Annotated in this window: 18 protein-coding genes; 8 read left to right on the top strand and 10 right to left on the bottom strand. The window is 64.5% G+C overall.

Annotated features, from left to right (window positions below; genetic code table 11):
• Positions 1-30 precede the first annotated feature (30 nt).
• The 6 genes from FRC98_RS00730 to FRC98_RS00705 form a co-directional block, all read right to left on the bottom strand.
• The gene (locus tag FRC98_RS00730) at positions 31-960 is read right to left on the bottom strand and encodes a type II secretion system F family protein (protein ID WP_146979394.1); all 930 of its coding nucleotides are present in this window, start codon (positions 958-960) and stop codon (positions 31-33) included.
• A 51-nt stretch (positions 961-1011) separates the two neighbouring features.
• Complete coding sequence (locus tag FRC98_RS00725) at positions 1012-1866, bottom strand: type II secretion system F family protein (protein WP_146979393.1); 855 nt, start codon at positions 1864-1866, stop codon at positions 1012-1014.
• 183 nt (positions 1867-2049) lie between these two features.
• Entirely contained in the window at positions 2050-3909 is a 1860-nt protein-coding gene (locus FRC98_RS00720) for a TadA family conjugal transfer-associated ATPase (RefSeq protein WP_146979392.1), read from the bottom strand.
• A 12-nt stretch (positions 3910-3921) separates the two neighbouring features.
• On the bottom strand, positions 3922-5301 hold the full coding sequence (locus FRC98_RS00715) for a secretin GspD/PilQ domain-containing protein (RefSeq protein ID WP_230467139.1): 1380 nt from the start codon (positions 5299-5301) through the stop codon (positions 3922-3924).
• A gap of 252 nt (positions 5302-5553) precedes the next feature.
• Entirely contained in the window at positions 5554-6432 is an 879-nt protein-coding gene (gene cpaB / locus FRC98_RS00710) for a Flp pilus assembly protein CpaB (protein ID WP_230467138.1), read from the bottom strand.
• A gap of 415 nt (positions 6433-6847) precedes the next feature.
• Positions 6848-7756 carry an NAD-dependent epimerase/dehydratase family protein gene (locus FRC98_RS00705; protein WP_146979389.1) on the bottom strand — a complete coding sequence of 303 codons (909 nt, stop codon included), beginning with the start codon at positions 7754-7756 and terminating at the stop codon, positions 6848-6850.
• 82 nt (positions 7757-7838) lie between these two features.
• Here FRC98_RS00705 and FRC98_RS00700 point away from each other — a divergent pair, with 82 nt between their 5' ends.
• From FRC98_RS00700 to FRC98_RS00680, 5 genes are all read left to right on the top strand, one after another.
• Positions 7839-8441: an HD domain-containing protein gene (locus FRC98_RS00700; protein ID WP_146979388.1), complete on the top strand. Its 603-nt coding sequence runs from the start codon at positions 7839-7841 to the stop codon at positions 8439-8441.
• Between the two features lie 191 nt (positions 8442-8632).
• Entirely contained in the window at positions 8633-9775 is a 1143-nt protein-coding gene (locus tag FRC98_RS00695; protein WP_230467137.1) for a 4-hydroxyphenylpyruvate dioxygenase family protein, read from the top strand.
• A gap of 249 nt (positions 9776-10024) precedes the next feature.
• Positions 10025-10975, top strand: a complete 951-nt coding sequence (locus FRC98_RS00690; RefSeq protein WP_230467136.1) for a phosphate/phosphite/phosphonate ABC transporter substrate-binding protein — start codon at positions 10025-10027, stop codon at positions 10973-10975.
• Between the two features lie 35 nt (positions 10976-11010).
• Positions 11011-12615 carry a phosphonate ABC transporter, permease protein PhnE gene (phnE, locus tag FRC98_RS00685; protein WP_146979386.1) on the top strand — a complete coding sequence of 535 codons (1605 nt, stop codon included), beginning with the start codon at positions 11011-11013 and terminating at the stop codon, positions 12613-12615.
• A gap of 118 nt (positions 12616-12733) precedes the next feature.
• A complete protein-coding gene (locus FRC98_RS00680) occupies positions 12734-14737 on the top strand; it encodes a diguanylate cyclase (protein ID WP_230467135.1) in 2004 nt (667 codons plus the stop codon).
• A 15-nt stretch (positions 14738-14752) separates the two neighbouring features.
• Here FRC98_RS00680 and FRC98_RS00675 read toward each other — a convergent pair whose 3' ends face one another.
• Complete coding sequence (locus FRC98_RS00675; protein WP_230467134.1) at positions 14753-15670, bottom strand: NAD(P)H-binding protein; 918 nt, start codon at positions 15668-15670, stop codon at positions 14753-14755.
• The gene (locus tag FRC98_RS00670; RefSeq protein WP_146979383.1) at positions 15633-16589 is read right to left on the bottom strand and encodes a DUF4388 domain-containing protein; all 957 of its coding nucleotides are present in this window, start codon (positions 16587-16589) and stop codon (positions 15633-15635) included. Before FRC98_RS00670 ends, FRC98_RS00675 begins: the two co-directional genes overlap by 38 nt.
• 374 nt (positions 16590-16963) lie before the next feature.
• Here FRC98_RS00670 and FRC98_RS00665 point away from each other — a divergent pair, with 374 nt between their 5' ends.
• Positions 16964-17395 carry a hypothetical protein gene (locus FRC98_RS00665; RefSeq protein ID WP_115603418.1) on the top strand — a complete coding sequence of 144 codons (432 nt, stop codon included), beginning with the start codon at positions 16964-16966 and terminating at the stop codon, positions 17393-17395.
• A gap of 91 nt (positions 17396-17486) precedes the next feature.
• Here FRC98_RS00665 and FRC98_RS21975 read toward each other — a convergent pair whose 3' ends face one another.
• The gene (locus FRC98_RS21975) at positions 17487-18962 is read right to left on the bottom strand and encodes a class I SAM-dependent RNA methyltransferase (RefSeq protein ID WP_146979382.1); all 1476 of its coding nucleotides are present in this window, start codon (positions 18960-18962) and stop codon (positions 17487-17489) included.
• A gap of 134 nt (positions 18963-19096) precedes the next feature.
• Between FRC98_RS21975 and FRC98_RS00655 the strand changes: the two genes are divergently transcribed.
• Positions 19097-20926, top strand: a complete 1830-nt coding sequence (locus FRC98_RS00655; protein ID WP_146979381.1) for a serine/threonine protein kinase — start codon at positions 19097-19099, stop codon at positions 20924-20926.
• A gap of 15 nt (positions 20927-20941) precedes the next feature.
• On the opposite strand, the gene FRC98_RS00650 is transcribed toward FRC98_RS00655, so the two are convergent.
• Complete coding sequence (locus FRC98_RS00650) at positions 20942-22228, bottom strand: glycosyltransferase family 4 protein (RefSeq protein ID WP_146979380.1); 1287 nt, start codon at positions 22226-22228, stop codon at positions 20942-20944.
• Between the two features lie 187 nt (positions 22229-22415).
• On the opposite strand from FRC98_RS00650, the gene FRC98_RS00645 reads away from it, so the two are divergent.
• Positions 22416-23321 (top strand): universal stress protein, encoded by a 906-nt coding sequence (locus tag FRC98_RS00645; protein WP_146979379.1) that lies wholly within the window; start codon positions 22416-22418, stop codon positions 23319-23321.
• The last annotated feature ends 87 nt before the right edge of the window (positions 23322-23408 follow it).

Below are 23408 nucleotides of genomic sequence, written 5' to 3'. Positions count from 1 at the left end.
AAAGTGGCGAGCGCTGCCAGCGCACCTCAATCAGAACCCGGTGCCGGAGACCTTGATGATCATCGCGCCCATGATCACGATCATGACCGCTCCGAAGATAAAGAGCAGCGGGAAGAGGATCTTGACGGCCGCCTGACTGGCGGCCTTCTCGATCTTGGCGGTGCGCTTGTTTCGAATCGTATCGACCTGAATCTCCAGGACGTTGGCCAGCGGCGTACCGCGGCGCTCCGACTGAATGATCGCGCCGACCATCGAGTTGAGGTACTCCGAGTTGACCCGCTCACACAGGTTGATCAGCGCGTCGGTACGCGCCGTACCCACGCGCATCTCCTGAAGCACCACGCCCAGCTCCTGGATCATCGGGTCGTCCGGGTTCTGAATCTGACCGCGGGCGACCACGCGGTCGAGCGCCGACATAAAGTCCAGACCGGCGCGCATCGAGAGCACCAGGAGGTCAACGGTGTAGGGAAGGCGCCGGTCAATCTCAATGAGACGACTGCTGATCGCCCCGCTCAGCGAGAGCCAGGGAAACCCCAGTGCCAGAAAGCCCGCCACACACGCCAGACCAACGTTTGGAAGCCCCGTCATCAGCTGGGTAAAGAGCAGCACAAAAACAAAACCACCGAGCCCCGAAACGCAGCACATCCCCAGAAACTCATTGGGAGTAAACGAGCCCATAAAACCCGAGCGCATCAGCTTGTCGCGAAGCGACGAGCGCAGCTCCTCCATGTTCACAAAGGGCAGGTTCGGAAGGCTGCGGATGTAGTGCGCAAAAAGCTTCACCAGCGGGAGTACCAGCGCATAGAGCGCGTCCTCCTCCAGCATCCGCTTACGCCTTGTAAGGCGGTAGCCGTAGATCTCGTCCTCTTCGATCTCCTCGGGCACAAAGCCCCAGACGAAGAGCGCAAACGCCAGAAAGATAAGACCCAGCGCGCCGAACAGAATGATCGTCGAATTCACACGTACCTCGCTCAAGTTGAGCAGACCGCAGCAGGCCCGCCCGCGACTCGATCAAACGTCGATCTGAACAATCTTCAGGATCATGACCACGCCGATGATGTTACACACTCCCGCCAGACCCAGGACGATGTAGCCGACGAAGGTCTCAAAGAGCGGCTGAATCAAGGTGGGATCCATCTTGTAGAAGACCGCGATAACCACCGCCGGCATCAACCCCATCACCCAGGCCTGCATCCGCCCCTGAGCGGTCTGCGTATCGATGACGCGCTCCAGACGGAAGCTCTCGCGGATGGTGCCCGAGATCTGGCTGAGAATCTCCGGGATGTTGCCACCGACGGTTCGCCCGATGACCAGCGCCGAGATCGCAAGCTCCAGGTTGCGCGAAGGCACGCGACGCTGAAGGTTCACCAGCGCCTGATCGAGCGGGGTACCCAGGCGGTACTCCTTGAGCAGAACCCCGAACTCCTGGCTAATCGGCGGGCCCATGGCATTGCAGACGTCCTGAATCGCCTCGGGCATCGAGGGGTTGGCTTTGAAGCTGTTAGCCATATAGACCATCGCCTCTTCGACCTGCTCATCGATCGCCGTCAGACGGCTCGACCAGGCCTTCTTGAGGTAGGCGCGTGGGGCAAAGATCCCGATGAGGAGCCCGCCGATAATCCCCAGAATCGGGCTCTTTACCAGCAGGCCACCGCCGAGCACGCAGATCAGCAAAAATCCGGCGTGGATCAGCACAAATTCCTGGGGAGAAACCGGCAGAAAGAGTCGATGCAGCTCTTTACCGATGAGACGCTCGTAGACGCCACGCTCCGCGGCCAGGCGCTCGGCGATCCAGTCGCCTCCGGCCCAGATCGCAAGAAACCCGGCACCAAACCCCAGCGCCAACGCTAACCATAAGTATAACACGGTGTGTTTTCCTCGCTGTAGGTGCCCTGTTCAATCCGGTCGGCCATGGCCCCACCGGGTTGAATCGGTCGACCTGACGCCAATCCAGCCTTTCGATGCTACGCAAACTCTATCGAGCAGCCCCCGAGTCTGCAACCGCGCACTTCGCCCGCCCGGGGCAGACCGCGCCACAAAACTCGGCGCTTAGAAGAAGTCTTCGGGGTTAGCCAGACCCTTGATCAGGAACTCATCAAGGAAGCTGGGCAGGTAACCGGTCGCCAGGTGGTAACCGTAGACCTTGCCCTTCTCGTTGACCCCTTTCTGACGGTAGCGGTAGATGTCTTCGAGCTTCACAAAGCCGTCATCATCAATGCCCACCACCTCGGTGATGTAGGTGATGCGGCGGCTGCCGTCCATAAAGCGCGACTGCTGAATGATCACATCGACCGATCCGGCGATCTGCTCACGGATCGCGCGGGTGGGAAGTTCCATCCCGCTCATCAGAACCAGTGTCTCCAGACGCGCAATAGCCTCGGTGGGGCTGTTGGAGTGAACCGTGGTCATCGAGCCGTCGTGACCGGTGTTCATGGCCTGAAGCATGTCCAACGCCTCGCCACCACGGCACTCACCGACGACGATACGGTCCGGGCGCATACGCAGCGCGTTCTTCACCAGCTCACGAATGCCGATCTCACCCTTGCCTTCAAGGTTGGGGGGCTTCGTCTCCAGGCTGATGACGTGCTCCTGGTAGATCTGCAGCTCGGCGGCGTCCTCAATCGTGACCACGCGCTCGGTCAGTCCGATAAAGCTCGAGAGCACGTTGAGCAGCGTCGTCTTACCGGAGCCGGTACCGCCGGAGATAATGATGTTCTTCTTGGAGCGCACCGCGCGCGCCAGAAACTTCGCCATCTCATCGGTGAGGCTTCCAAAGTCGATGAGGTCTTTGACCGAGAGGCGCTCGTCGGGAAACTTACGAATCGTCAGGCAGGGATCTTTGAGCGCCAGCGGCGGGATCACCGCATTAACACGTGAGCCGTCGGCCAGACGCGTATCCACCAGCGGGTTGGACTCGTCGATGCGGCGACCGCGCGGGATGACGATACGCTCGATGACCGTCATCATCGACTTCTCGTCATTGAAGATGCGGTCGGTGAGCACGATCTTGCCGTTGAGTTCGGCGTAGATGTGCTCGCGGTCAACGACCATGATCTCCGAGACGCCCTTATGTTTGACCAGGTCTTCGATGGGACCCAGGCCGCAGACCTCGTCCATCATCTCTTTGAAGACTTCGTCAGGGGTATAAGGCGGCGGAATCTCGCGCTGACGCCTGCCGATAAGCTCTTTGAGCTTCTCAGAGACCTGACGGATAACCCGCGGCGAGCTGTAGTCGGTGATCTGGAAGCTGTGCAGATCGAGGCGCTCTTTAAGTTCGTCGTGCAGCTCAGACTTAAAGCCAATGAAGGCGTTTCGCACCTTACGGTCGTGAATCACGACCTCGTCACCGCGCAGACTGACGCGCTGCTCCTGGTAGTCCGGGTTGGGCGCCAGATCCCCCAGGAGCTCCTCCACCGTCTCGGCTTTTTTCTTCTTGTCCGGTGGAGCCACCGGCCGGCGCTCCGGCCGCGACGCGGTGGCCACGCCACCGGGGGCGGCCTGACGCCCCGGCGCTGCCGCAGCAGGCGCCGGGGTGGCGCGCCCGGTGGGGGGAATCGTCGCGCGGTTATTTCCCGGCCCATAGCCCGCCGGCGAGGGCGAAGGCACCGCCCCCGGCCCGGCCGGCTCCACGCAGAAGCGGTACGGCTCGATCGCCGCGTACTCTCCCAGCCGAAGCTCGCGCACCCGCTCCACGCGCTCACCATTGACGAACACGCCATTGGCCGACTGGTTGACGAGCATCACGCGCTCACCCATCAGCTTGATGATCGCGTGACGCCGGCTGACCGTCTTGCTGTTCAGAACAATATCGTTGTTCTGACTGCGGCCAATGCTGACCTCCATCACCGGTTTATCCAGCGGGAAGAGGTACTCCTGGCCGCGGTTGTCGAGGACGCGAATCTGCTTCATGGGCCTTGCCTCTTATTCACCCTGCGGCTGCGCGTTGGAGAGCTCAGGAAGATCTTCGGCCTGAGCGCCCGCGTCGAGCAGGTGCTGGAAGACGCCCTGCACCAGGGTGCGGTGGTAATCGGTACCGGGCTCGTAAACCCGGGGGGTAATGAAGAAGGCGTTGTTGGTCTGCTGGTTGAACATGTTGCGGCTCTTAAACGCCCACCCAAGGATAGGGATACGGCTCAGAAGCCACAAGCCTCGCTCGTTGGAGGTCATGTTCGTATTGTCCTGCGCGCTGACCAGCACCGACTGACCCTCGAGCATGTTGACGGTGCTGGTGATGTCGTTGTTGCGCAGGCTGGGGACCTGACCGACGGCGTTGGCGTAATCCAGCTCGCTGAACTCGAGATCCACGGTGAGCTTGACGCGGTTTTCAAAGTCCAGAACCGGAGTGATCGCCAGCTTCAGGCCGTAAGGGATCGTCTCATAACTCGACGCATTGGCCGTGATCGCCGGGACCAGCAGCGTGCCACCGGAGTGGTAGGTAGTCTCGGTGCCCGCCTCGGTCACCAGCGTGGCGTGCTGAATCGTCTTGATCATCCCGCTGTCGACCAGAAGGTCGAGCGCGAAGTTGAGGTTACCCACGAGCGAGGAGTAGGTCGTCAGGCTGCTGCCACCGGTAAGCGCCATCGGGCGCGGCGGCAGGCTGGACTCAGCCGGGAGCACACCCGGGCCCAGGTCGCCGGCGTCATAGTAGAGGGGCACATCGCCCTGGCCGCCGGTGAGGTTGTAGCCGATGAACTGGTTCCAGCGCACACCCAGGTTGTCCTGGTTGGTGGTGGCCAGCTGAATGAAATAGACATCAACAGCGACCATGCGCGCACCTTCAACGAAGGCTTCGCGGTAGGTGGCGAAGTTGAGCACCTGGTTGGGGTAAAGCTCGGTGAGGCGGTCGATCTTACGCTGGAAGATCTCGCTGGCGACTTCGCCCTCAATGAGCACGCGGCCTTTAACCACGCGGATATCGACACCGGCGCGATCGCCAAGCACCGCGCGAACTTCTTCGGCCAGGGAGGTGGGGTTCACACCCACCACGCGAATCAGCAGCGTGCGCTGATCGTCGCCCGAGCCCGAGAAGATGTTGACGGTGGTGACACCCTCGCGCTTCCCGGAGATAAAGAGGTACTGCGCGTCGTTGCTGGTCTGCGCATCGGCCACATCCGGCAGGCCGATGGAGACGCGGCGCACGCCGCGCGCGTTGATCGTCAGCGTTTCACCGACTGCGATCGTAAATTCATGGTCGGGAACGACCGTCTCCTGCGCGTGCGCCGAGTCCATCGGCCACACAAGCAGGGGCATCACCACACACAAGACCGCCCACAGCGCGCCTACCCTTACAAGCGTCTTCATGGTTCTCCTTACAGCTGCATACCAGTGCATTCACTTCAGCAATCCGCACACCAGGACGGTCTGCTGGCTCGACTAGGCTATAGAACACGGGCAGTCTCGCCCGAAGTGGCATAAAACGCAATCGAAAAACCCGGCTACCTGATCCGGGGAGATCGCGCGGGTGATGAGGCTTTTGACGCATAAAAAAAAGCGCGCTCCCCACCCGGAGGAGCACGCCTTTTATGAAGGCTTAGCGTTGAGCTCTCAGATCACTTACTGGCCGCCACGCAGGAACTCGATGGTGTCGACGCACTTGCCGCCGCTCAGCTTCTGGTTCGGGCCGCAATTGGGACGGCGCTCCACGCGCTTCTGGCGATCGCGGTTGATGACTTCAAGCTCTTCGAGCACTTCGCGAAGCGTGGTCTTGGTGACGGTGACCGCTTCAATGTCGTCACGGTGGCGCAAGAGCAGCATCAGCTTGCCGCGGGTCTGCGAGATCACCAGCAGCTCGGCCTCGCTCGGCGTCAGGGAGAGGGTGACCGTGCTGTACTGACCACGGTTGCCGCGGGCATCACCGCTGGGAATGTCGGAGACTTCCTGACCGACAGCGAGCAGCGTGACGTTCTGAAGCAGGTTCATCGTCACATAGCCGATGCTGTCGTTGCCGGCTGCCTCAGGGATCAGGTTGTCTTCGGTGCCCACCGGGAAGGTTCCCAGAATATCGACGCGATCGCCGGGGCGAAGAAGACCGGAGACGCCCGAGATCGCATCGACCGGGATCGTCATCGCGCGCTCACCGGCCGGGATACGACCCGAGAGCGTACGCGCAACCTCGGCTACGGCGAAGTCGCTGGTGAGGATCATCGAGCCCTCGCGGATCGACTCGCTCACCGGCATATCCAGGTAGATCTCAAGGTCCTGGCTCAGGAGCGGGTTGGCCGGCAAGAACTGCCCGGGCACCGTCTTGGTGTTGACGTGCTCACGCGTGAGCATCGTGCCGGCGGCGATGTCGCGCGCCGCCACGATCACCTCGCGGGGGTTCGCCATCAGCTCGTCTTTCTCTTCCTGAATCTGCGCGGTGTAGAGGTAGAGCAGGAAGGCGGCAAACGCGCCGACGATGACCGCCGCGATAAGTAGTTTCTTCTTGGCCATTCTAATTTCTCCTCGCCGTGAGCCCTGAGCATCGCAGCGCGCGTCGCGCGACTGCCGGTTAGCCTTCATCTATGCTTAACTACATTCCCTACACCATCTCACCCGCCATGGGCAAGTCAGTCCCGAGCCTTCGACCTGCGTCATCCCAGACAGAAGGCCGGCGGGTCAATCTTCATAGCTCGTGTGGTCAACGAGACTAACAGATGCTGCGCAACGCTTCCAGCATCCCGGTTGAGATCCCCAGGGCAATCGCAAAGTCCCACAAGTTTTTTTTATGGAGAACCCACCCAATCCATAAAAAGGGGTCTTGTGCTCCTCCGGCACTCCCAGGGCGGGGACCCACAAGGGGTCCCCCCACGGTGGCGGGTGATGGGGACCCACTTTGCGATTGCCCTGTTGAGAGCCCCGCGCGCCCCTAAAAGAGCAGCATACCGGCGCGGCGATACCAGCGCCCCGCGTCACGAAGGGTCAGCGCCAGGGGCCGTGAGCGAACTCCGAGCTCTCCGGCCGCGAGCTCGCTTTTCAGCGCGTCGAGACGTATCGCCCAGGAGGGCGGCCAGCTGACCTCATCGATGTGTGAGCTTCCCCCGCCCCCGTGTTCGCGCCTCAACTCGGCAAACCTCTCGGCGGTGATCGCCTCGCCAATAAAGGGGTATCGGCGCCCGGCGCGCCCCCGGCGCGCGGCGTTGATCGCCGCCTGGGCAACATCGCGGGCGTCGCAGAAGTGGGCATAACCGCTCCAGCCTGCGCCGCCGGCGTCGAGCGCCCCGACATACTCCGAACGCACGTCTCCCGGTCCCAGCGCCAGCGCGGCGGCGACAATGCAGATATGCATTCCGGCGGCGATGTAGCGGTAGAGTTCAGCCTCCATCGCAATCAATGCCTCGCGCACCGGCTCGCCATGATCATCGGGCAGTCCGGCTGCCCCCTCGATCGCCTGCGGGTCAAAGGCGCGCTCGCAACTCACAAAAACAACCCGCGGCACCTGCGCAGCCCGGGCCGCGTCCAGACGCATGCGCAGCTCGCGCACCGCGATGCGGCGAGCCGTTGAGGCGTCGGGGGCCCCGGAGGCCAGGCGCGCCGCGTCGGCGATAAAGAGCGCTCCGCAGCCGGCAAACGCCTGCGAAAGTTCGTGCGCGTGATCACCGGCGCGCAAGCCGACATGCCAGTCGACCGCCACATCAAAGAGATGCCAGCGCGGCGCGTCAGGCGCGGCCAACGCGCGTACCTCCACCCCCTCCTCCACGAGGCGTCGGGCGATCTGCCCGCCCACCCGATCGTCTGCGCCGCAGATCGCTACTCTACCGCCATGTTGACTTGCCATCTGCGTCTCACTGTTCAAACTTCCGGTCGCTCTATGTCCAGGGTCGCGCTTGCCGGCCCCTAAACGCCCCACCGGAGAAACGATGAACGATCAGCGCCCGGCGCCCGGCAACGCCAACGATCTATTGAGGCTGCTCAGCCGCGCCGAACGTCTGGAGGCGCTGCCACGAACCGGCTGGCAGATCTGCGGGGTGGAGCGACCCGAATCGATCGCCGCCCACGTTCACGGCGTGATGCTCGTCGCGTTGTGGCTGGCCGATCACCACCCCGAGCCTACGCCTGACGCCGAGCGAGTGATGCGCATCGCGCTGGTCCACGACTTAAGCGAGGCGATGCTCACCGACCTCCCGCGCCCGGTCAAGCAACTCCTCGGCAAAGAGGCGGTCGACCGGGCCGAGGAACAGGCCGCCGATCACATCCTGGCCACCCTGCCCTCCTGGCGCGACGCCTACCGCGAGTACCGCGAAGGCAAGACCCTGGAGGCCCGCATCGTCAAAGTCGCCGACCGCATCCAGATGCTTGCCAAGGCCCTGGAGTATCGGCAGCAGAAACGCGGCGACATCTCGCGCTTTTTCGACGACGACGAGACCTTCGACGATCGCGGCGTTGAGCCTGCCCGCGCCATCTTCGACGCCCTGCGCACCTGTTATCGGGAGGGGCGCTGGTTCGACTTCCACTTCGACTAAACTCGACGAAAGATGTTGCCGCACTTGCTTCGAGCCAACGTGTTCGCCCCAACAAAGCACCGTCTTTACAGGGGTGCAACATTAGGCTAGTTCGATCGGCGGCTTATCCCCCCGGCACGTTGAGGCAGCGGTCCCTCGGGCTGCTCGCGCACCACTCAACGGCTTCTACCCCTCACACTCTGGAGGCGCACATGTCGCAAATTAAGAACCTCGGCATCACCGGCTACGACGGTCTTCGTTTTGTCACGCTCGATCTGGAGCGCAGCCGCAAGTTCTACGTCGATATGCTGGACTTCACGCTCGTCGCCCGTTCCACCCCGGCCTGGGAAGAGAAGACCGGTGATAAGGCGGAAGTCTACGCCGCCGGCGACATCATCATTGAGTGCGTCGAGTCGCAGCGCGAGGACAGCTGGGCGGCCTACCACCGCAAGTTCCACACCGCGGGCATCGGCACCGTCAACTTCGCCGTCCAGAATATCGAAGAAGCCTGGAAGCGCCTCGAAGAGCGCGGCGCCACCTTTATCGACGAGATCCGCACCGAAGAAGCTGGCGGCGGCACCCGTCGCTCCTTTGAGATCGCCACGCCCCTGGGTAACACCACCTACGGCTTCGTCGAGAAGAAGGGCTACACCGATTACGACGCCGGCTTTGAGACGGTGAACACCGGCGGCAACAACCGCTTCAACTTCACCACCATCGATCACCTCACCTCCAACGTGCGCACGCTCAAGCCCCTGGTCGACTGGTTCCGCGACGTGCTGGGCATGGAGCAGTTCTGGGACATCGCCTTCCACACCAGCGATGTCGACCCCACCCGTCAGTCCGGCTCCGGTCTGAAGTCGATCGTGATGTGGGATCCGGAAGGCGGCATCAAGTTCGCCAACAACGAGCCGCAGCGCCCCTTCTTCAACGCCTCCCAGATCCAGAAGTACCTCGAAGACTTCGGCGGTGGCGGTGTTCAGCACGCGGCGTTCAACCTCGACGACATCATCGGCTCCATCAAAGAGATGGAGGCCAAGGGCGTGGAGTTCCTCTACACCCCGCCGAGCTACTACGACGCCGCCCCGGGCCGCATGGCCGAGCAGGGAGTCTCCAAGATCGATGAGGACTACGACGTGCTCAAAGACCACGGCATCCTGGTCGACGGCGCCGACGAGAAGTACCTCCTGCAGATCTTCATGAAAGAAGCGGCGATCTACTACGACCAGCCCGAGGCTGGCCCCTTCTTCATCGAGCTGATTCAGCGCAAGGGCGACCAGGGCTTCGGCGGCGGCAACTTCCGCGCCCTCTTTGAGGCCATCGAGCGTGACCAGGTGGAGCGCGGTCGCGTCTGATCGCGCGTTCTCTCGGCTCCCCCCTGCAGGGAGCCGGGAGATGCCAGCATGCACGCAGCACAGGCTGACATCTCGGTGTCGGCCTGTGTTGCTCTGCGCATGGCTGGCAAACACCCCTAATTGAAATCAATTATCAATTTCTCATTGACGTCTGACGCACCAGCGCTCATCTATGACGGTCAAATCTGGTGCGTCGGGCGAGCTTCGCCCCGGCGCTGTCTCTCTCCTTATCTCTGAGGATTGCATATGATGGCACACATCAATCGACTTCATCGCCCCTCGCTCGCACTTCTCCTGGGTGCCAGCCTCGCGCTGACCGCCTGTGAAAAAGAGGAGGCCGAGCCGGCCGAAGTCACCGAAGAGGCCGCCGAGGCCACCGAAGAAGAAGCCGCAGAAGAGATCGAGCTGACCTTCGCCTTCCAGCCGCAGGAAAACCCGGAGGGCCTGGAGCTCGACGCCGAACGCATGGCGGAGTTCATCGAGGAGCAGACCGGCTACGAGGTCGAGATCTTCCTTCCGACGAACTACTCGGCGGTGGTTGAGGCGCTGCGCTCGGATAACGCCGATGTCGCCTACTTCAGCGGTCTTCCCTACCTGGTCGCCCATGAGAACGCCGGCGTCGAGCTGCTCGTCGTTGAAGAGCGCGGTGGAAACCCCTTCTACTACTCGCAGTGGTACGCCCTGGCCGACAGCGACATCGAGTCCATCGCCGACCTTAAGGGCCGCTCCATCGCGTTTACCTCGCCGACCTCCACCTCGGGCTACCTCTTCCCGCTGGGCAAGGTCATCGACGAGGGTCACCTGACGGCCGACCAGGACCCGACCGAGTTCTTCGGCAACGTCACCTACGCCGGCGGCTATCAGCAGGCGCTGCTCGCCCTGGTTAATGGCCAGGTTGACGCGGCGGCCGCCTCCGACTACGCGCTGGAGCAGTACCTCGATGAGGAGCAGCGCGCCAAAGTCAAAGTGATTGAACGCCAGGGCCCGGTGCCTACCCATGGTATCGCCATTCGCGGCGACCTCCCCCAGGAGGTCAAAGACAAGGTGCGCGACGCCCTCCTGGCGCTCAATGAGCCGGAGAACGCCGAGCTGCTCAAGAGCGTCTACGGCGCCGAGAGCATCATCGCGCGTGGCCACGAAGAGCATGTCGGCGAGTTGAAGCGCATGCGCGACCTGGTCGGTTTTGAAGCGCGCTTCTAACGCATCCCCTCTCACATCACCGCAGGACACACCCCTTGAGCGTTGTACGGGTTGAACATCTCCAGCTGAACTATGAGCGCGACGCGCAGCGCGTGGAAGCGCTGCGCGGCATCTCCTTTGACGTCAACGCCGGTGAGCGGGTGGCGATCATTGGTCGCAGCGGCGGGGGCAAGTCCTCGCTGATGCGCGTCCTCAGCGGACTTCTCAGCCCGAGCGCGGGCACCGTCGAGGCGGCCGGCTTCCGTATGGAGGCCGGCCGGCTGCCCCCCCGGGCGATGTACGAGCAGGTGGGGCTGGTCTTTCAAAACTACGGGTTGGTGCCCCAGCTCAGCGCCCTTCAAAATGTGCTCTGCGGCCGACTTCTTCACCAGCGCTCGGCGTCCAGCCTGCTGCATTTTCCCGGCGAAGATCGCGACCAGGCCCGCGCCCTGCTCGAAGAGCTCGGCCTCGGGGAGCGGCTTCACACGCGCAGCTCACGCCTGAGCGGCGGAGAACAACAACGCGTGGCCATCGCCCGACTGCTTCACCAGAACCCGCGGGTGATGCTGCTCGACGAGCCCATCGCCAGCCTCGATGTGCACTGGGCCCGCATGGCCATTGAGCGCCTTGCCGGCGGCGGCCCGCAGAGCGCGGAGCGCGCGCTGATCATGGTGATGCACGACCTGAATATGGCCCGCCAGTTTGCCACGCGGGTCATTGTGCTGCACCACGGTGAGATTCTCTTTGACGGCGACCCCGATCAGGGCTGCCGCCTGCTCGAAGAGCTCGAGAGCCGCGACGCCACCGATGGCGAGGTTGAGATCGCGGTGAACGAGGCGGCCGCCGATGCCACCGCGCCGAGCGACGCCAGCGCGCCTGCCCCCCTTCCTATCGACGGGCTCTGGGGGAAGACCTCTTTCTACGTTGTGCTCATGCTGCTGATCGCCGGCCTCTACATCTGGTCGGCGATGGGCGTGGACTTCTCGGTGGCGCGCATCTTCGGAAATGCCGATCACGCCGCCAATTTCCTCTCGCGCATGCTCCCGCCGGACTTCTCGGTGAGCGCGAACGTCGGCAAGAGCCTTCTGGAGACGGTCCAGATGGCGCTCATCGGCACCACGCTGGCTGCGATCGTCTCACTGCCCATCGCCACGCTGGCCGCGCGCAACATCTCGGCGCGCCCCTTTCAGGTCGTGGCCCGCCTGATCCTCAACCTGCTTCGCACCATCCCCAGCATCATCTGGGGACTTTTCTTTGTGGCGATTGTGGGGCTGGGGCCCTTTCCCGGGATCCTGGCGCTGACCTTTTACGCGGCCGGCTACCTGGGCAAATTCTACTACGAGGGCATCGAGTCCATCGATCCTCGGCCTCTTCAGGCGCTGCGAACCGTGGGCGCAACCCCCTTGCAGCGCTTTCGATTCGGGGTCTTCCCGCAGGTGCTGCCGCTGATGCTGGGCTACACGCTCTACATGCTGGAGTACAATGTGCGGGCGGCCTCCATCCTGGGGGTGGTCGGCGCAGGCGGCATCGGGTTTTACCTCTACACCTACATCAACAACTTCCAGTACGACCGGGCGGCCACTGCCCTGCTCTTTCTGCTGGCGGTGGTCACCGTGCTCGACGCGGCGAGTTCTCGCCTGCGCGCGCGACTGGCCGGCTAACACGAACTTACAAAGAGGGTGGAATAGGCGTCGCGACCGTTTAACTTCACCCGATGGACGCTGCGACGCCTCGGTGCGTCGTATGCGAGCTGCCCTCCAATGGTAAATGATCGGATGCATGAAGGCTGAGATGCGACACGTGGTGATGGTGAGTCAGAAGGGGGATCCGCGGCTTGCGGAGCTCCGCGAAGCGCTCGCCAGAGAAGCGATCGCGCTGACCCATCTCGCAGCCTCGGAGCTGACGGAGGGGCTGCCCGAAGACGCGTCGGTCGTGATCATTGAGGCCGCGCTCCTTACGCCCGCGATTCTCGAGGCGCTCGCACACATCAAAGCGCACCACCTCCCGTTCACGATCCTCACCCTGGGGGAATCTGAACACGCCGATGCGTGGGTGCCTGCCGATGCCTCGATCGACGTGATCGTCGATGCGCTCAAGCACCGGCGAGTGCAACTTCAGGCGCTCCCCGAGCCCGGTGGCTCGCTGCATGAAGACTCCGTGGCGATGCTCGAAGAGAGCAGCAAACGCCATGAGTTCATCGAGCGCCTCGATGAAGAGATCGCCCACCTCAGTCAGCTGGCCGAAGATGTGGCGCGAGGAGCGCTCTCTGCGCGGACGCTCGCGCAGGCCACAGGTCCGGTGCGAGCCGCCGCGCGCCACCACCAGCTCAACGACGTTGCCCGTCCCCTCGAAGAGTTGGAGTCCCTGGCCGAGGCCACCGCATCCGCTTCGCCAGACGCGCACTTCCAGCAGGCTGCCGCCGCGCTCTTCGAGACCCTGCGAGCCCGCGTGCGCGCCGCTCAGCTCGACGATCCCGAGACGATGCTCACCACCGAGAGCCTGGGGCGCGCGCTGACCGTGGTGGTGATCGACGACGATCCGAATTACCTGCGTCAGATCGAGCGTTTTGCCGAACAGTTTATGATCCGCGTTCGCACCGCAACTTCTGTCGACGAGGCGATCAACAAGGTGCAGACACCTCTTCTGGCCGGCGTCGTGCTCACGATCCAGGAAGGCATCTCCCGCAAAGAGCTCACCGAGAGCATGACGGCCCTGCAGCGCGCCTCACATCTGGCGCACCTGCCGCTGGCGCTGGTCAGCGATGTCCCGGACACCCTGGATCGCGTCCAGGGGCTGTGGGCCGGCGCGTCGCATATCGCGACACGTCCGGTGAGCGCGGTGAGTTTCTCGCAGATCGCCAGACGCCTGGCCACAAGCCGGCGCGCACTGCTGGCGAGCGTGATGGTGGTCGACCCTCAGGGGGTGTTTGCCACACGCGTTGCGCAGCAGCTTGGCGAGCGCGATATGGCGATTCATTACCTGCCCGACGCGCGCACGATCTTCGAGGCGCTGGAACATCATCGCCCTGACCTTGTGCTTTTGAGCACCGAGCTTGCGGAGGTCGCCACGACCGATCTTTGCCGATCGCTGCGCGCGGTCGCGAGCTGGCGAGAGGTGCCCATCGTCATTTTTGCGGCCGAGAGCACGCCCGAGGCCCGCATCGCGGCCTACCAGGCCGGCGCCGATGACTTCATCGATGTGGCGATCTCCCCTCACGAGCTGGTCGTGCGCCTGAGCGTGCGCCTGGAGCGCGCCCGTCAGGCTCAGGAGCGATCCGATCGCGATCTGCTCACCGGCCTGCTGACCCGGCGTCCCTTTCTCGAGCAGCTGGCCGCGCGCATGTCCGAGGTGACCCGACGACGGCGACGCCTGGTCTTCGCGATCCTCGATGTGGATCATTTTAAAGAGGTCAACGACCGCCACGGCCACCTGGTGGGCGACCGGGTACTCGCCACGCTGGGGCGGCTGCTGCAAGATCGCTTTCGCATCGAAGATCTTCGGGCGCGCTGGGGCGGGGAGGAGTTTGTCATCGTTCTGGTCGACGAGGGCCTGGAGACCTCCACGCTGGCGCTGCGGCGGGTCCTTGATGAGTTTTATGCGATGCGCTTTGAGGGTGGGGATGGGGAGCGTTTCTCGGTGAGTTTCAGCGCGGGGCTGGCCTGTTTCCCGCAGGATGGTCAGGACACCGAGGCGCTGCTCAGCGTGGCTGACGCCCGCCTCTTACGCGCAAAACGCGAAGGCCGCTGTCGCATTGAACCCGGGCGAAACTACCGTTCCGTGTAGGCGCCCGCTCCCTCCTCAACGCTCCACGGCCTCGCCATGGAGCACACCCTCGTTAGCGTCTTCGGCGGGAGCCGTATGCGCGCCCAGGTCCAGGTCGTGATGCGCCTTTGCGCTGCTAACCCACTGGCCTCGCTGGACAATCGCCCGATCACGGGGGAGCGCATCGCGGCGCAACCACCGCGGTGAGGCGGGGGACCACCCTTGAAAAACATCGGCGGCGACCGCGTTTTTGCCGCCGATGATGTAGCGCTCTCCGCTACGCGCGAGCGTCAGGGCCTGGGCGGTCGCAAACGCCACCTGGCGCACATCGACGATGTTGAGGGGCTGCTCATCCGGAACATCGAGGGCGGCGAAGGGCGTGAGGTCGACGCCCGGCCCCACCATCAGGGTGGGCAACACCATCACGATGTCCATGCCGTCAGCGAAGTAGCGGTAGCACTCCTGCTCGACGGCATACTTACACTCCAGGTCCAGATCATCGCCGGAGCCGGGAAGGTAATGTCCGCGCTCATCGGCGAGTTTGCCGGGAGGAACCCGCGCAAGCGTGCTGGCGCAGCTGACCACAACGATGCGGTCGACGCCCGCGCCACGCGCGGCCTCCAGGGTTCTTCGGATCCCCTCCACCGCCCGACCCATCTTTGATCCACCGGGACTCTCGGGCTCGGGAGCCACGCAATAAAAGACGTGGTTGACCCCGGCCAGCGCCTGAGTCAACGACACGGCATCGAAGATGTCGCCGACGGCATCCTCGACCCCGCCAAGTCGCGCGGCGGGAGGAGCCGACTGCCACCGACGCAGCGCCCGCGTCGGCCACCCGCGCCGGCTGAGCTCGGCCACAAGATGCCCTCCCAGCCTTCCGCCAGCGCCGAGCACCAGGCAGCGCTGGGTGCGCATATCAACATCCTGCAGGGTCGTGGCGAGCGGGTGGGTCACAGCAAACCTCGTGATGGGTGAGCGCCTCGTGCAGCTGCCGGGCGACCTCCAGATCGAGCATGGGGCTGGCGTCGATGAGCGCATCGACGCTCCAGCTTCGGGTGGGGATGCGCTGAAGAAGGCGATACACCTCCGCGCAGCGCTCATTATAGGTCAGGGAGGAGGCCAGCCTCAATGGCCCGGCCGGAAGCAGCGCGTAGATCGCGCGAAACTCATCGGCATGCTGCGCCGCTCGCAGGATCAAGGTCGGGAGCGGATCAAAACTCGCCGCTCCCAGGTCGGAGGGGTCCGGCGCGCCCTCATAAAACTCAAAAGTGCCCGCAGCCTCTTCCACCCTGCGCAGCACTCGAAAGAGCGCCTTCTCGCCCCAGAGCCCCTGGCTTGCGCGCGCGCCCAGAAGCGTTCCTCGCGCAAGCCACACCCGCGCCGAGAAACGATCGGTGCGAACCTTGAGCTCGCCGGTGGCGCGTTGTTGATGCAGGAGCATCAGCACCTCGCTCAATCCAGCCACCTGCAGATCGCCGCGAAGGCCGGGTGAGGTCATCGCGCAGAGCCGCGCCACGCGCGCCAGAAGCTCCGCGCCGGCCAGTGGACGTGCCACCACATCGCCCACGCCCGCCTCCACAAGGCGCACCCGCAACCCCACCTCACGCGCGTCGGTCACCGCCACAATGCCTGTGCCCTGCCCCCGACGGGCCAGCCCCTCCAGCGCCTCACTGAGCCCCGAGGAGGCGATCGCCTCGACCACCACCGCCTGGCACTGCTCCTGGAGCGTCCCCAGCGCCTCGCAGACATCGCCGCGCGGCGCGCCGCGGACCTCATAGCCGCCGACCTCCAGCATCGCCGCCAGCGACTCCACCGTTCGCCCCCTGGTGCCGATCAACCCCACCGACACAACGCTGCCCCCCGTCACTCCCATACGCTCCCCCTGCCCTGACAGTTCGTGATCCCCTCGTCCTTCATCCTTCACCGCGCCCTGGCTTCCCCTCACAACCTCCCTTCAACGCGTCCGTGCTGAGCTTAAGCACCCCGGCCACCTCGCACAGCGCCTCGCGCCCCCAAAAAAACTCCATCCTTGATCATCCGGCAGAAATAGGGGATCGTTTCGCGGCGTTTTTACGGTATGTCCGGTGACGGATGGGACCGACATCGCACACATTTTTTCGGCGCCCCGGCTCTCCCTTTTTTACTCGCCCGGCGCCTTTATCTTTGTAAGGTTTCCCCGCGATGCTCTCCGCGTCACCGCCCGCCGGTGCCTGGATCGTCCGGGCCCACAGCAGTTGAGGAGGACACTTGGATACGCTCGAAATTCTCTCCAAAGCCCAGGAACTCGGTGGCGACGAACGCCGCGAGGCCATGATGAAGACCATCATCAAAGCGCGCCAGCTCGGCTGCGACGCGACCCCCGGCGGCGGAAAAGTCGGTGGCTTCAACATCCGCTACGGCTCGCTCAAGTATGCCGTGATGGATCTGAACACCAAGGGTGAGGTCTTCCTCCACATCAAGCCCCACCCCAACAAGGACCTCTCCGACGAGCTGCGCGACCGCGCCAACAACTTCGTCAGCGGCCTGGAAGGCGTCCAGATCAAAAATGCCCCGATCAACCACTACGGCCAGATCGAAGGCGCCATCGAAGATGTGCCCGAGGACGCCATCGACAAGTTCTTGCACTTCGCCGTCGAGACGATCCGCGAGCAGTACTACCGCCCGCACCTCGAAGACTGAGCGATCCTGAAGCATCATCTTTAAAAAAACCGCCGCGCATCTGCGCGGCGGTTTTTTTATGCGTCGCCCCCGGGGCATCCTGACAAAAAGCTCACTCCTCGGAAGACGCGCGGCGAACCCGCGCCACCAGCATCGTATGGTAGGTGGCCGGATGCAGATTGGCCGCGGCCAGCCGGTCGATCTCCCAGCCCATCTCGCGCAGCGCGCCCAGGTCGCGGGCAGCGGCCGCCGGCGAGGGCCCAAGGTACACCAGGCGTTGCACGCCCAGCATGTTGAGGTAGGCCAGCGCGCGACGCCCCAGCGGCTCGCGCATCGGGTTGATCGTGGCCAGCTCAAACCGCTCCCCCGAAGCCGCAAGCCTCCTGAGCCCGGTCTCCCAGCCGCCGGCGACAAAGCGCGCGTTGGCGATGCCGTGGCCCACCGCGTTGATCTCGGCCGACTCGATCGAGGCCTGGTTCTGATCGAGCCCCACCGCCTCGCCAACCCGCGGCGCCATCAGCAAAGCGATGGTGCCAATGCCACAACCCACATCCAGAAAACGCTCCTCGGGCTCCGGCTCCAACCACTGCCCCACCGCCTCATAGAGCACCTCGGCGGGCGCCAGCGTGGCGTGAATCCAGTCGTCGTAGCCCACCTCCATTTGCAACCTCCCGATGGGGATGCGCACCCGATGCGGCTCTTTGAGCTGGCGGCGATAGGGGCCGCTCCCGACCGCCAGCCCCACCTGGGCCGGCAGCGCCTCGACCAGCCGTCCCAGCCAGCTGGCCAGCGGCTGCGAAGTACAGAAGACCTCAAACTGCGCCTCATCGCGCGCCTCCGTCAGGCGCACCTCCACAAGCCCCACCCCGTGGTTGGGCACCGCCACGCGGATCTGCTCCACCCCCGGCGCCACCTCAAACCCCTCCACCTGCGCGGCGACCTCCCGGGCCATCTCACCATCCCAGGGAAGCGCGTTTTGTCCCTGCAACGATCGCTCAATCACCCCCACCACACGCTGGGTCTGCACCGTCAGCGCCGGACAGCTCGACATCGCCACAAGCCCCTCGCTGGCCGGGCTATAAAGACCGAGCTCCACCCGATCCCCGACTCGCCGGTAGCTCAACGAGGTCCGGTAGCGAAACGCATCGCCACGCGCAGTAGGCTGCGGGGTGAGGATCTCCACCGGCGGCTGCTCGGCCTCGGCCAGTCCCGCGAACTTCTCGACCACCTCGGTAATGCCCCGCGCCTTAAAGCGCAGCTCACCGTCCACGCTGATATGGCGCAGCTGACATCCCCGGCAGATCGCGTCGCGCTCACAGAGCGGGTCGCGCCGCTCGGGGGAGCGCTCCACCACCTCAACCACGTCGGCGTAAAGTCGGCGAGCCCCCTCGCGCTGGCCGGGTTGCAGGCGCACCCGCACAAGCTCGCCGGGGAGCGCGCCGGGCACCGAGAGCCAGCCGTCGTGCAGACGAACATACCCCTCGCCAGTAAACCCAAAATCGTCGATGCGGACCTCCAACTCCTGAAGTTCGCGCACCTCTTCAAGCGAAGGGGAGTCCCCGGCCGGCGTTTCTGCTGACTGATTCATGATGCGATGACATCTCGTGCAAGGTCCGGCACCGAAGTGGCACCCGGCGAAAAGTGAGTATTCTTGTCGGGGGTGTAAACCCTTGTTAATCTTCGCCCGACAGCCCTCCCACCCCCGACGTTGCCGGAAGCTCTATGGTAGTTCAACCTCGCGTTAAGATTGGCGAGCTCATCGATGATCGTTATCGCCTCGAAACCCTGATCCATGAGGGACGCTGGGGGCTTGTCTTTCGCGCCAGCGACCTGGAGCTGGGGGATCGCCCCGTGGCCATCCGCATCTTCCCCCGCGGCGAAGATGGACCGGCGGACCCGACCGGCTTTGCCCGGCAGGCTGCGGAGCTTCGCGCGCTCAAAAGCGAAACGATCGCAACACCTTACGCCCACGGCACCGTCCAGGGATTTCCCTACATTGTGACCCAGTGGGCCCGCGGCATGCCCCTGGACACCTACCTCAAGAAGCAGGGGCTGCTCTCCCTTAAAGTCACGCTGCCGCTGCTGCAGCAGCTCCTCTATGCGCTCGATAACGCCCACCAGGTCAACCTGACCCACGGCATCCTGCGGCCGGCCAAGATCATGGTGACGCCCCGGCCCAGCGGTCCCCCGGCGCTCTCGGTCGTCGACTTCCAGATCTGGAGGCTCTACGAGCTCTCCAGCGGCGATGAGGCCTTTGATGAGGCCCACCTCTCGCGGCGGCTGGTGCGCTACATGGCTCCGGAAATTTTAAGCGATCGCACCATCACCCCGGCCGCCGACCTTTATACGGTGGGACTCCTCGCCATTGAGATGCTCACCGGCACCCCGGCCTACCCCGAAGATCACCGCATCGCGCTCATCGCCCGACAGCTCGCGCCGGAGCCCCCCGATCTCCCCTACTTTGTGGACGCCGGCGAGGGCTTCCGCTCCTTTTTGTCGATGCTGGTGACCAAGGATAGCGGCGCGCGTCTTCAAACAGCGGCCGTGGCCAGCGACATCCTCGATCAGCAGGGTGAGCGCTTTATTCAGGAGCCGCCGGCGATTGAACCCGAGCCGGTCCCCTCCTCGGTGGCCGTCAGCTCCGAGGTCGAAGACGGCGAGGCATCGGTCGAGGTCCCCGGCCTCGACGCCCCCTCCGATCCTTTCATGGTTGCGCCCGAGAGCGAGGTTTTCGAGCACGACGCCCTCCCCGACCAGGCCCCGGTCCAGCCCGCCCGGGCCGACGAGCAGGGCGACGTCGACGAGCTCTTCCTCTCGGAGCAAAGTGGTCTGCGCTCGCTCAGTGACGGACGCGATCTGGGCATGGACACCCAGTCCCCGCTCGACTTCCTCTCGGACGACGCCAACGTCGACGACCTCTTCGCCTCCGAGCTCAACTTCGGCCAGGACGACGAAGACGCGAAGCCCGCTTCCGGCGACCCCTCGCGCTCGGCCAGCATCTCCATTGAGGAGCCCATCCCCGAGGGGCTCGATGAGCTTCCCTCGGAGGCCTACAACGACATCCCCGACGCGGTGGAGGTTGCGCCCGAGCCGGCCGTAACGAGCGCCACCTCTGCACAGCACCGCCCCGCCTACCCCTCTCCGGGACCGATCCAGCCCCGACCCACGCGCCAGCGCGCACCGCACACCCCGACCCCGGGTGCCCCGAAGTCCGGCCCCCCGCTGCTGGGGCTTGGCCTCATCGCTCTGGCCCTTGCCGGCGCGGCGGCCTTTTTGCTGATGTCGCCCACCGAGGCGCCGCAGAGCGCGCAGGCCGAGGCGCTCGAAGAGGCTCCCACCGAGGCGACCCACGTGGTGCGCATAACCACCTCGCCGCCCGCGCTCCGGGTGCTCCTCGACGGCAAATCTCAGGGCTTTAGCCCGGTTGACCTCAAGCTCAAAGACTCGCAGTTCCCCGTCAAAGTTGGCGCGCGCCTCAACGCCAACAACGAGCAGACTCGCACCCTGGAAGCTCCCACCTCCGAGCTTCATTTTGAGTTCGAGACCCCCTGATACTTTGAAATCGGCTCAGCGCTCGGCGGTGAGTTTCGCGCCGAGCACCGCATCATAAAGATTCAACATCTGCTCGTCGCTGCTCTCACGACTAAAAAGCGTCTCGACCCGCTCACGCATCTTCGCCCCCTGGGATCGTAACAACTCCGGGGTGCGAAGACGCGCGCCGAGCACGCTGGTCAGCGTGGGCTGATCCCCCTCCAGCACAAGCTCGCCGGTGCTCCCCGAGACGATCAGCGAGCGCGTCGCCGGCGTATCGTACGCAACCGTGGCCACGCCGCAGGCACCGGCTTCCAGCACCGCATCGATCGGCGTGGACGCGGTGCCAAAACACGCCATCACATCGAGCGCCTGATAGAACGCCGCGTCGGTCTTTTTCTCCCCGTCGACCAGGCGCACCCAGCCGCGATCCGCAAGCCGCCGCAGGCGGCGGGCCTGCCCGTCGGCCAGACGCGCGCGAGGAGCAATGACCCAGCCCAGAGAGGGGTGGGTGCGGCGCAGCGCCTTGACCGTCGCCACCAGATCGTCGGCCCCGTGGCGCCGGGTCACAGGCCCCACCCAGCCCACCACCTGGCGCCAGTGCGTCGGAAGCCCCAACGCCTCACGCGCCTGCTCGCGAGCCTCATCGCCATTGCCGCTGGCCGGCCGATACCGCGTCACATCGACGCCCGCCCCGCCCAGCGCCACCTCCAGACGCGAGGGCGCCACAATTCCCAGATCTTGCAGCAGTCGAAAATCGAACTCGGTCGTCACCACATATCGGTCGACCTGCTCGCCAAGGCGCTCGTACGCCTGCAACATCACCCTGCGCCAGGGGTAACCCACCACCGCGTTGATGCGCTCCTCGGCCGCCCGCACCCCTTCGCTGGAGGTAAAGAGCGCCATCGGCCCCAGCGGAAGATGCACCGGCTCCTCTTCGAGCCAGTGATACTCCATGGTCACAAACACCGCCGGTACCTCCGCCTGACGCGCCGCAAAGGCCCCCAACCAGGCCAGCCTGTGCGAGAAGATGTGCACCAGCACCGGGCGCAGCTCCAGCATCACCCCCTGCACAATAAAGTACGCCCCCATCAGCGCCGCGGCATTTCGCGGGCTGGCCACCGGGATCGCCTTGCACTGCACCCCCTGGCGCCGCAGCGCATCAAAACCTCCGTCATCGCCGGCCAGCACATGGATCTCAAAGCCGGCGTCGGCCAGAAGTTTGAATCGCCGGCTGTAACGCCGCGCGAGCTCCGCGGAGCTTCGCCCTATAAAAAGCGCCGGGTAAACCTGCTGTCGGGAGAACATACTCTCGTGAATCATGATGCCTCGATGGGGTGGACGGGTGGTCGCCGCCAGACGCTACCGACGGCCCGCGGCCGCTGTAAAGCCAAACCGCTCCCCGCCCGCCGATTGCGCATCGCCCCTTGCTTTGGCGAGCCTCATTACCACTATTATGAGGCTTTGATGCCCCGACCTTTCGTTAAGTGGCGACATACTGGAGTTTTGAATGACCACGATCCTCTTTGGCAGCGATCTCTCCGAACATTGCATCCCCGCCGCCCGTTGGGCCGCGCGCCTGGCGCGTCTGCACCAGCAAGACGGCCGCCCGGTGCGCCTGGTGGGCGTGCACGCCATCAGCCCCGAAGAGCTCTCGCTTCTGCGCGTAGCTTCCGGAGGCGGCGACAAAGACGCCACCGAGACCCTCCGCGAGGAGTTCCGAGAGTGGATGAACCAGATTGAAACCTTCGACATCACCTTGGAGATCTCCATCCAGGTCGGCGCGCCGGCAGGCGCGCTGGTGCACGCCGCTCAACTCAACAAGGCCGACTGGCTGGTCGTCGGCATCTCCGGGCGTGGCCAGCTCTCGCGCCTGATCATGGGCTCCACCGCTGAGCGCCTGGCCCACCGCCCCCCCTGCCCGCTGGCGATCGTGCACCCCGACGGCTTCGCCTGGGAGGGCGACGCCCGCGCACTCGCCCCCACCGACTTCAGCCCCTCGGCCACCGGCGCCGTCGAGCTCGCTGCCGACATGGTGCGCAATCAGGGCGGCCATCTCAACGTCTTGCACGTCATTGAGCTCCCCCGCTCCACCCCCTCGCTCGTGGAGCCCAGCGCCTACCCGGCCGCCCTGGTCACCCACCTCGAAGAGACCCAGAAGGCCGCCCGTGCCCAGCTCGACCGCCTGGCCGACGCGCTCGACCTCGGCGCTCAACTCACCACTGAGGTTCGCCCCGGCTACCCCTCCCACGAAGTTCTGGCGGTGGCCAAAGAACACAACGCCAACATCATCTTCCTGGGGTGCACCGGGCGCTCCCGCGTCGCCGAGTGGTTTCTCGGTGGCGTAGCCCGAGGGGTGGTCCGCCACGCCCCCGGCACCCTTGTGCTGCACCCGGCCGTCGACACCGAAGACTGAGCCTGGCCCCACATCGCTCGCATCTGCCTTGCTGCCCCTCTACCCCATCAGTAGAGTGGCCCGCCGATGAGCCCGCACTTTTGGCCC

Source organism: Lujinxingia vulgaris (genome assembly GCF_007997015.1).
Lineage (GTDB): Bacteria > Myxococcota_A > Bradymonadia > Bradymonadales > Bradymonadaceae > Lujinxingia > Lujinxingia vulgaris.
Note: the sequence above shows the minus strand (reverse complement) of the source record. Positions and strands in the feature narration are given on the sequence as shown.

Coding starts and splice junctions, on each gene's coding strand:
- FRC98_RS00720 (WP_146979392.1), bottom strand. CDS start 3,909: ATGAAGCAGATTCGCGTCCTCGACAACCGCGGCCAGGAGTACCTCTTC.
- FRC98_RS00715 (WP_230467139.1), bottom strand. CDS start 5,301: ATGAAGACGCTTGTAAGGGTAGGCGCGCTGTGGGCGGTCTTGTGTGTG.
- cpaB (WP_230467138.1), bottom strand. CDS start 6,432: ATGGCCAAGAAGAAACTACTTATCGCGGCGGTCATCGTCGGCGCGTTT.
- FRC98_RS00705 (WP_146979389.1), bottom strand. CDS start 7,756: ATGGCAAGTCAACATGGCGGTAGAGTAGCGATCTGCGGCGCAGACGAT.
- FRC98_RS00700 (WP_146979388.1), top strand. CDS start 7,839: ATGAACGATCAGCGCCCGGCGCCCGGCAACGCCAACGATCTATTGAGG.
- FRC98_RS00695 (WP_230467137.1), top strand. CDS start 8,633: ATGTCGCAAATTAAGAACCTCGGCATCACCGGCTACGACGGTCTTCGT.
- FRC98_RS00690 (WP_230467136.1), top strand. CDS start 10,025: ATGGCACACATCAATCGACTTCATCGCCCCTCGCTCGCACTTCTCCTG.
- FRC98_RS00680 (WP_230467135.1), top strand. CDS start 12,734: ATGAAGGCTGAGATGCGACACGTGGTGATGGTGAGTCAGAAGGGGGAT.
- FRC98_RS00670 (WP_146979383.1), bottom strand. CDS start 16,589: ATGGGAGTGACGGGGGGCAGCGTTGTGTCGGTGGGGTTGATCGGCACC.
- FRC98_RS21975 (WP_146979382.1), bottom strand. CDS start 18,962: ATGAATCAGTCAGCAGAAACGCCGGCCGGGGACTCCCCTTCGCTTGAA.
- FRC98_RS00655 (WP_146979381.1), top strand. CDS start 19,097: ATGGTAGTTCAACCTCGCGTTAAGATTGGCGAGCTCATCGATGATCGT.
- FRC98_RS00650 (WP_146979380.1), bottom strand. CDS start 22,228: ATGATTCACGAGAGTATGTTCTCCCGACAGCAGGTTTACCCGGCGCTT.
- FRC98_RS00645 (WP_146979379.1), top strand. CDS start 22,416: ATGACCACGATCCTCTTTGGCAGCGATCTCTCCGAACATTGCATCCCC.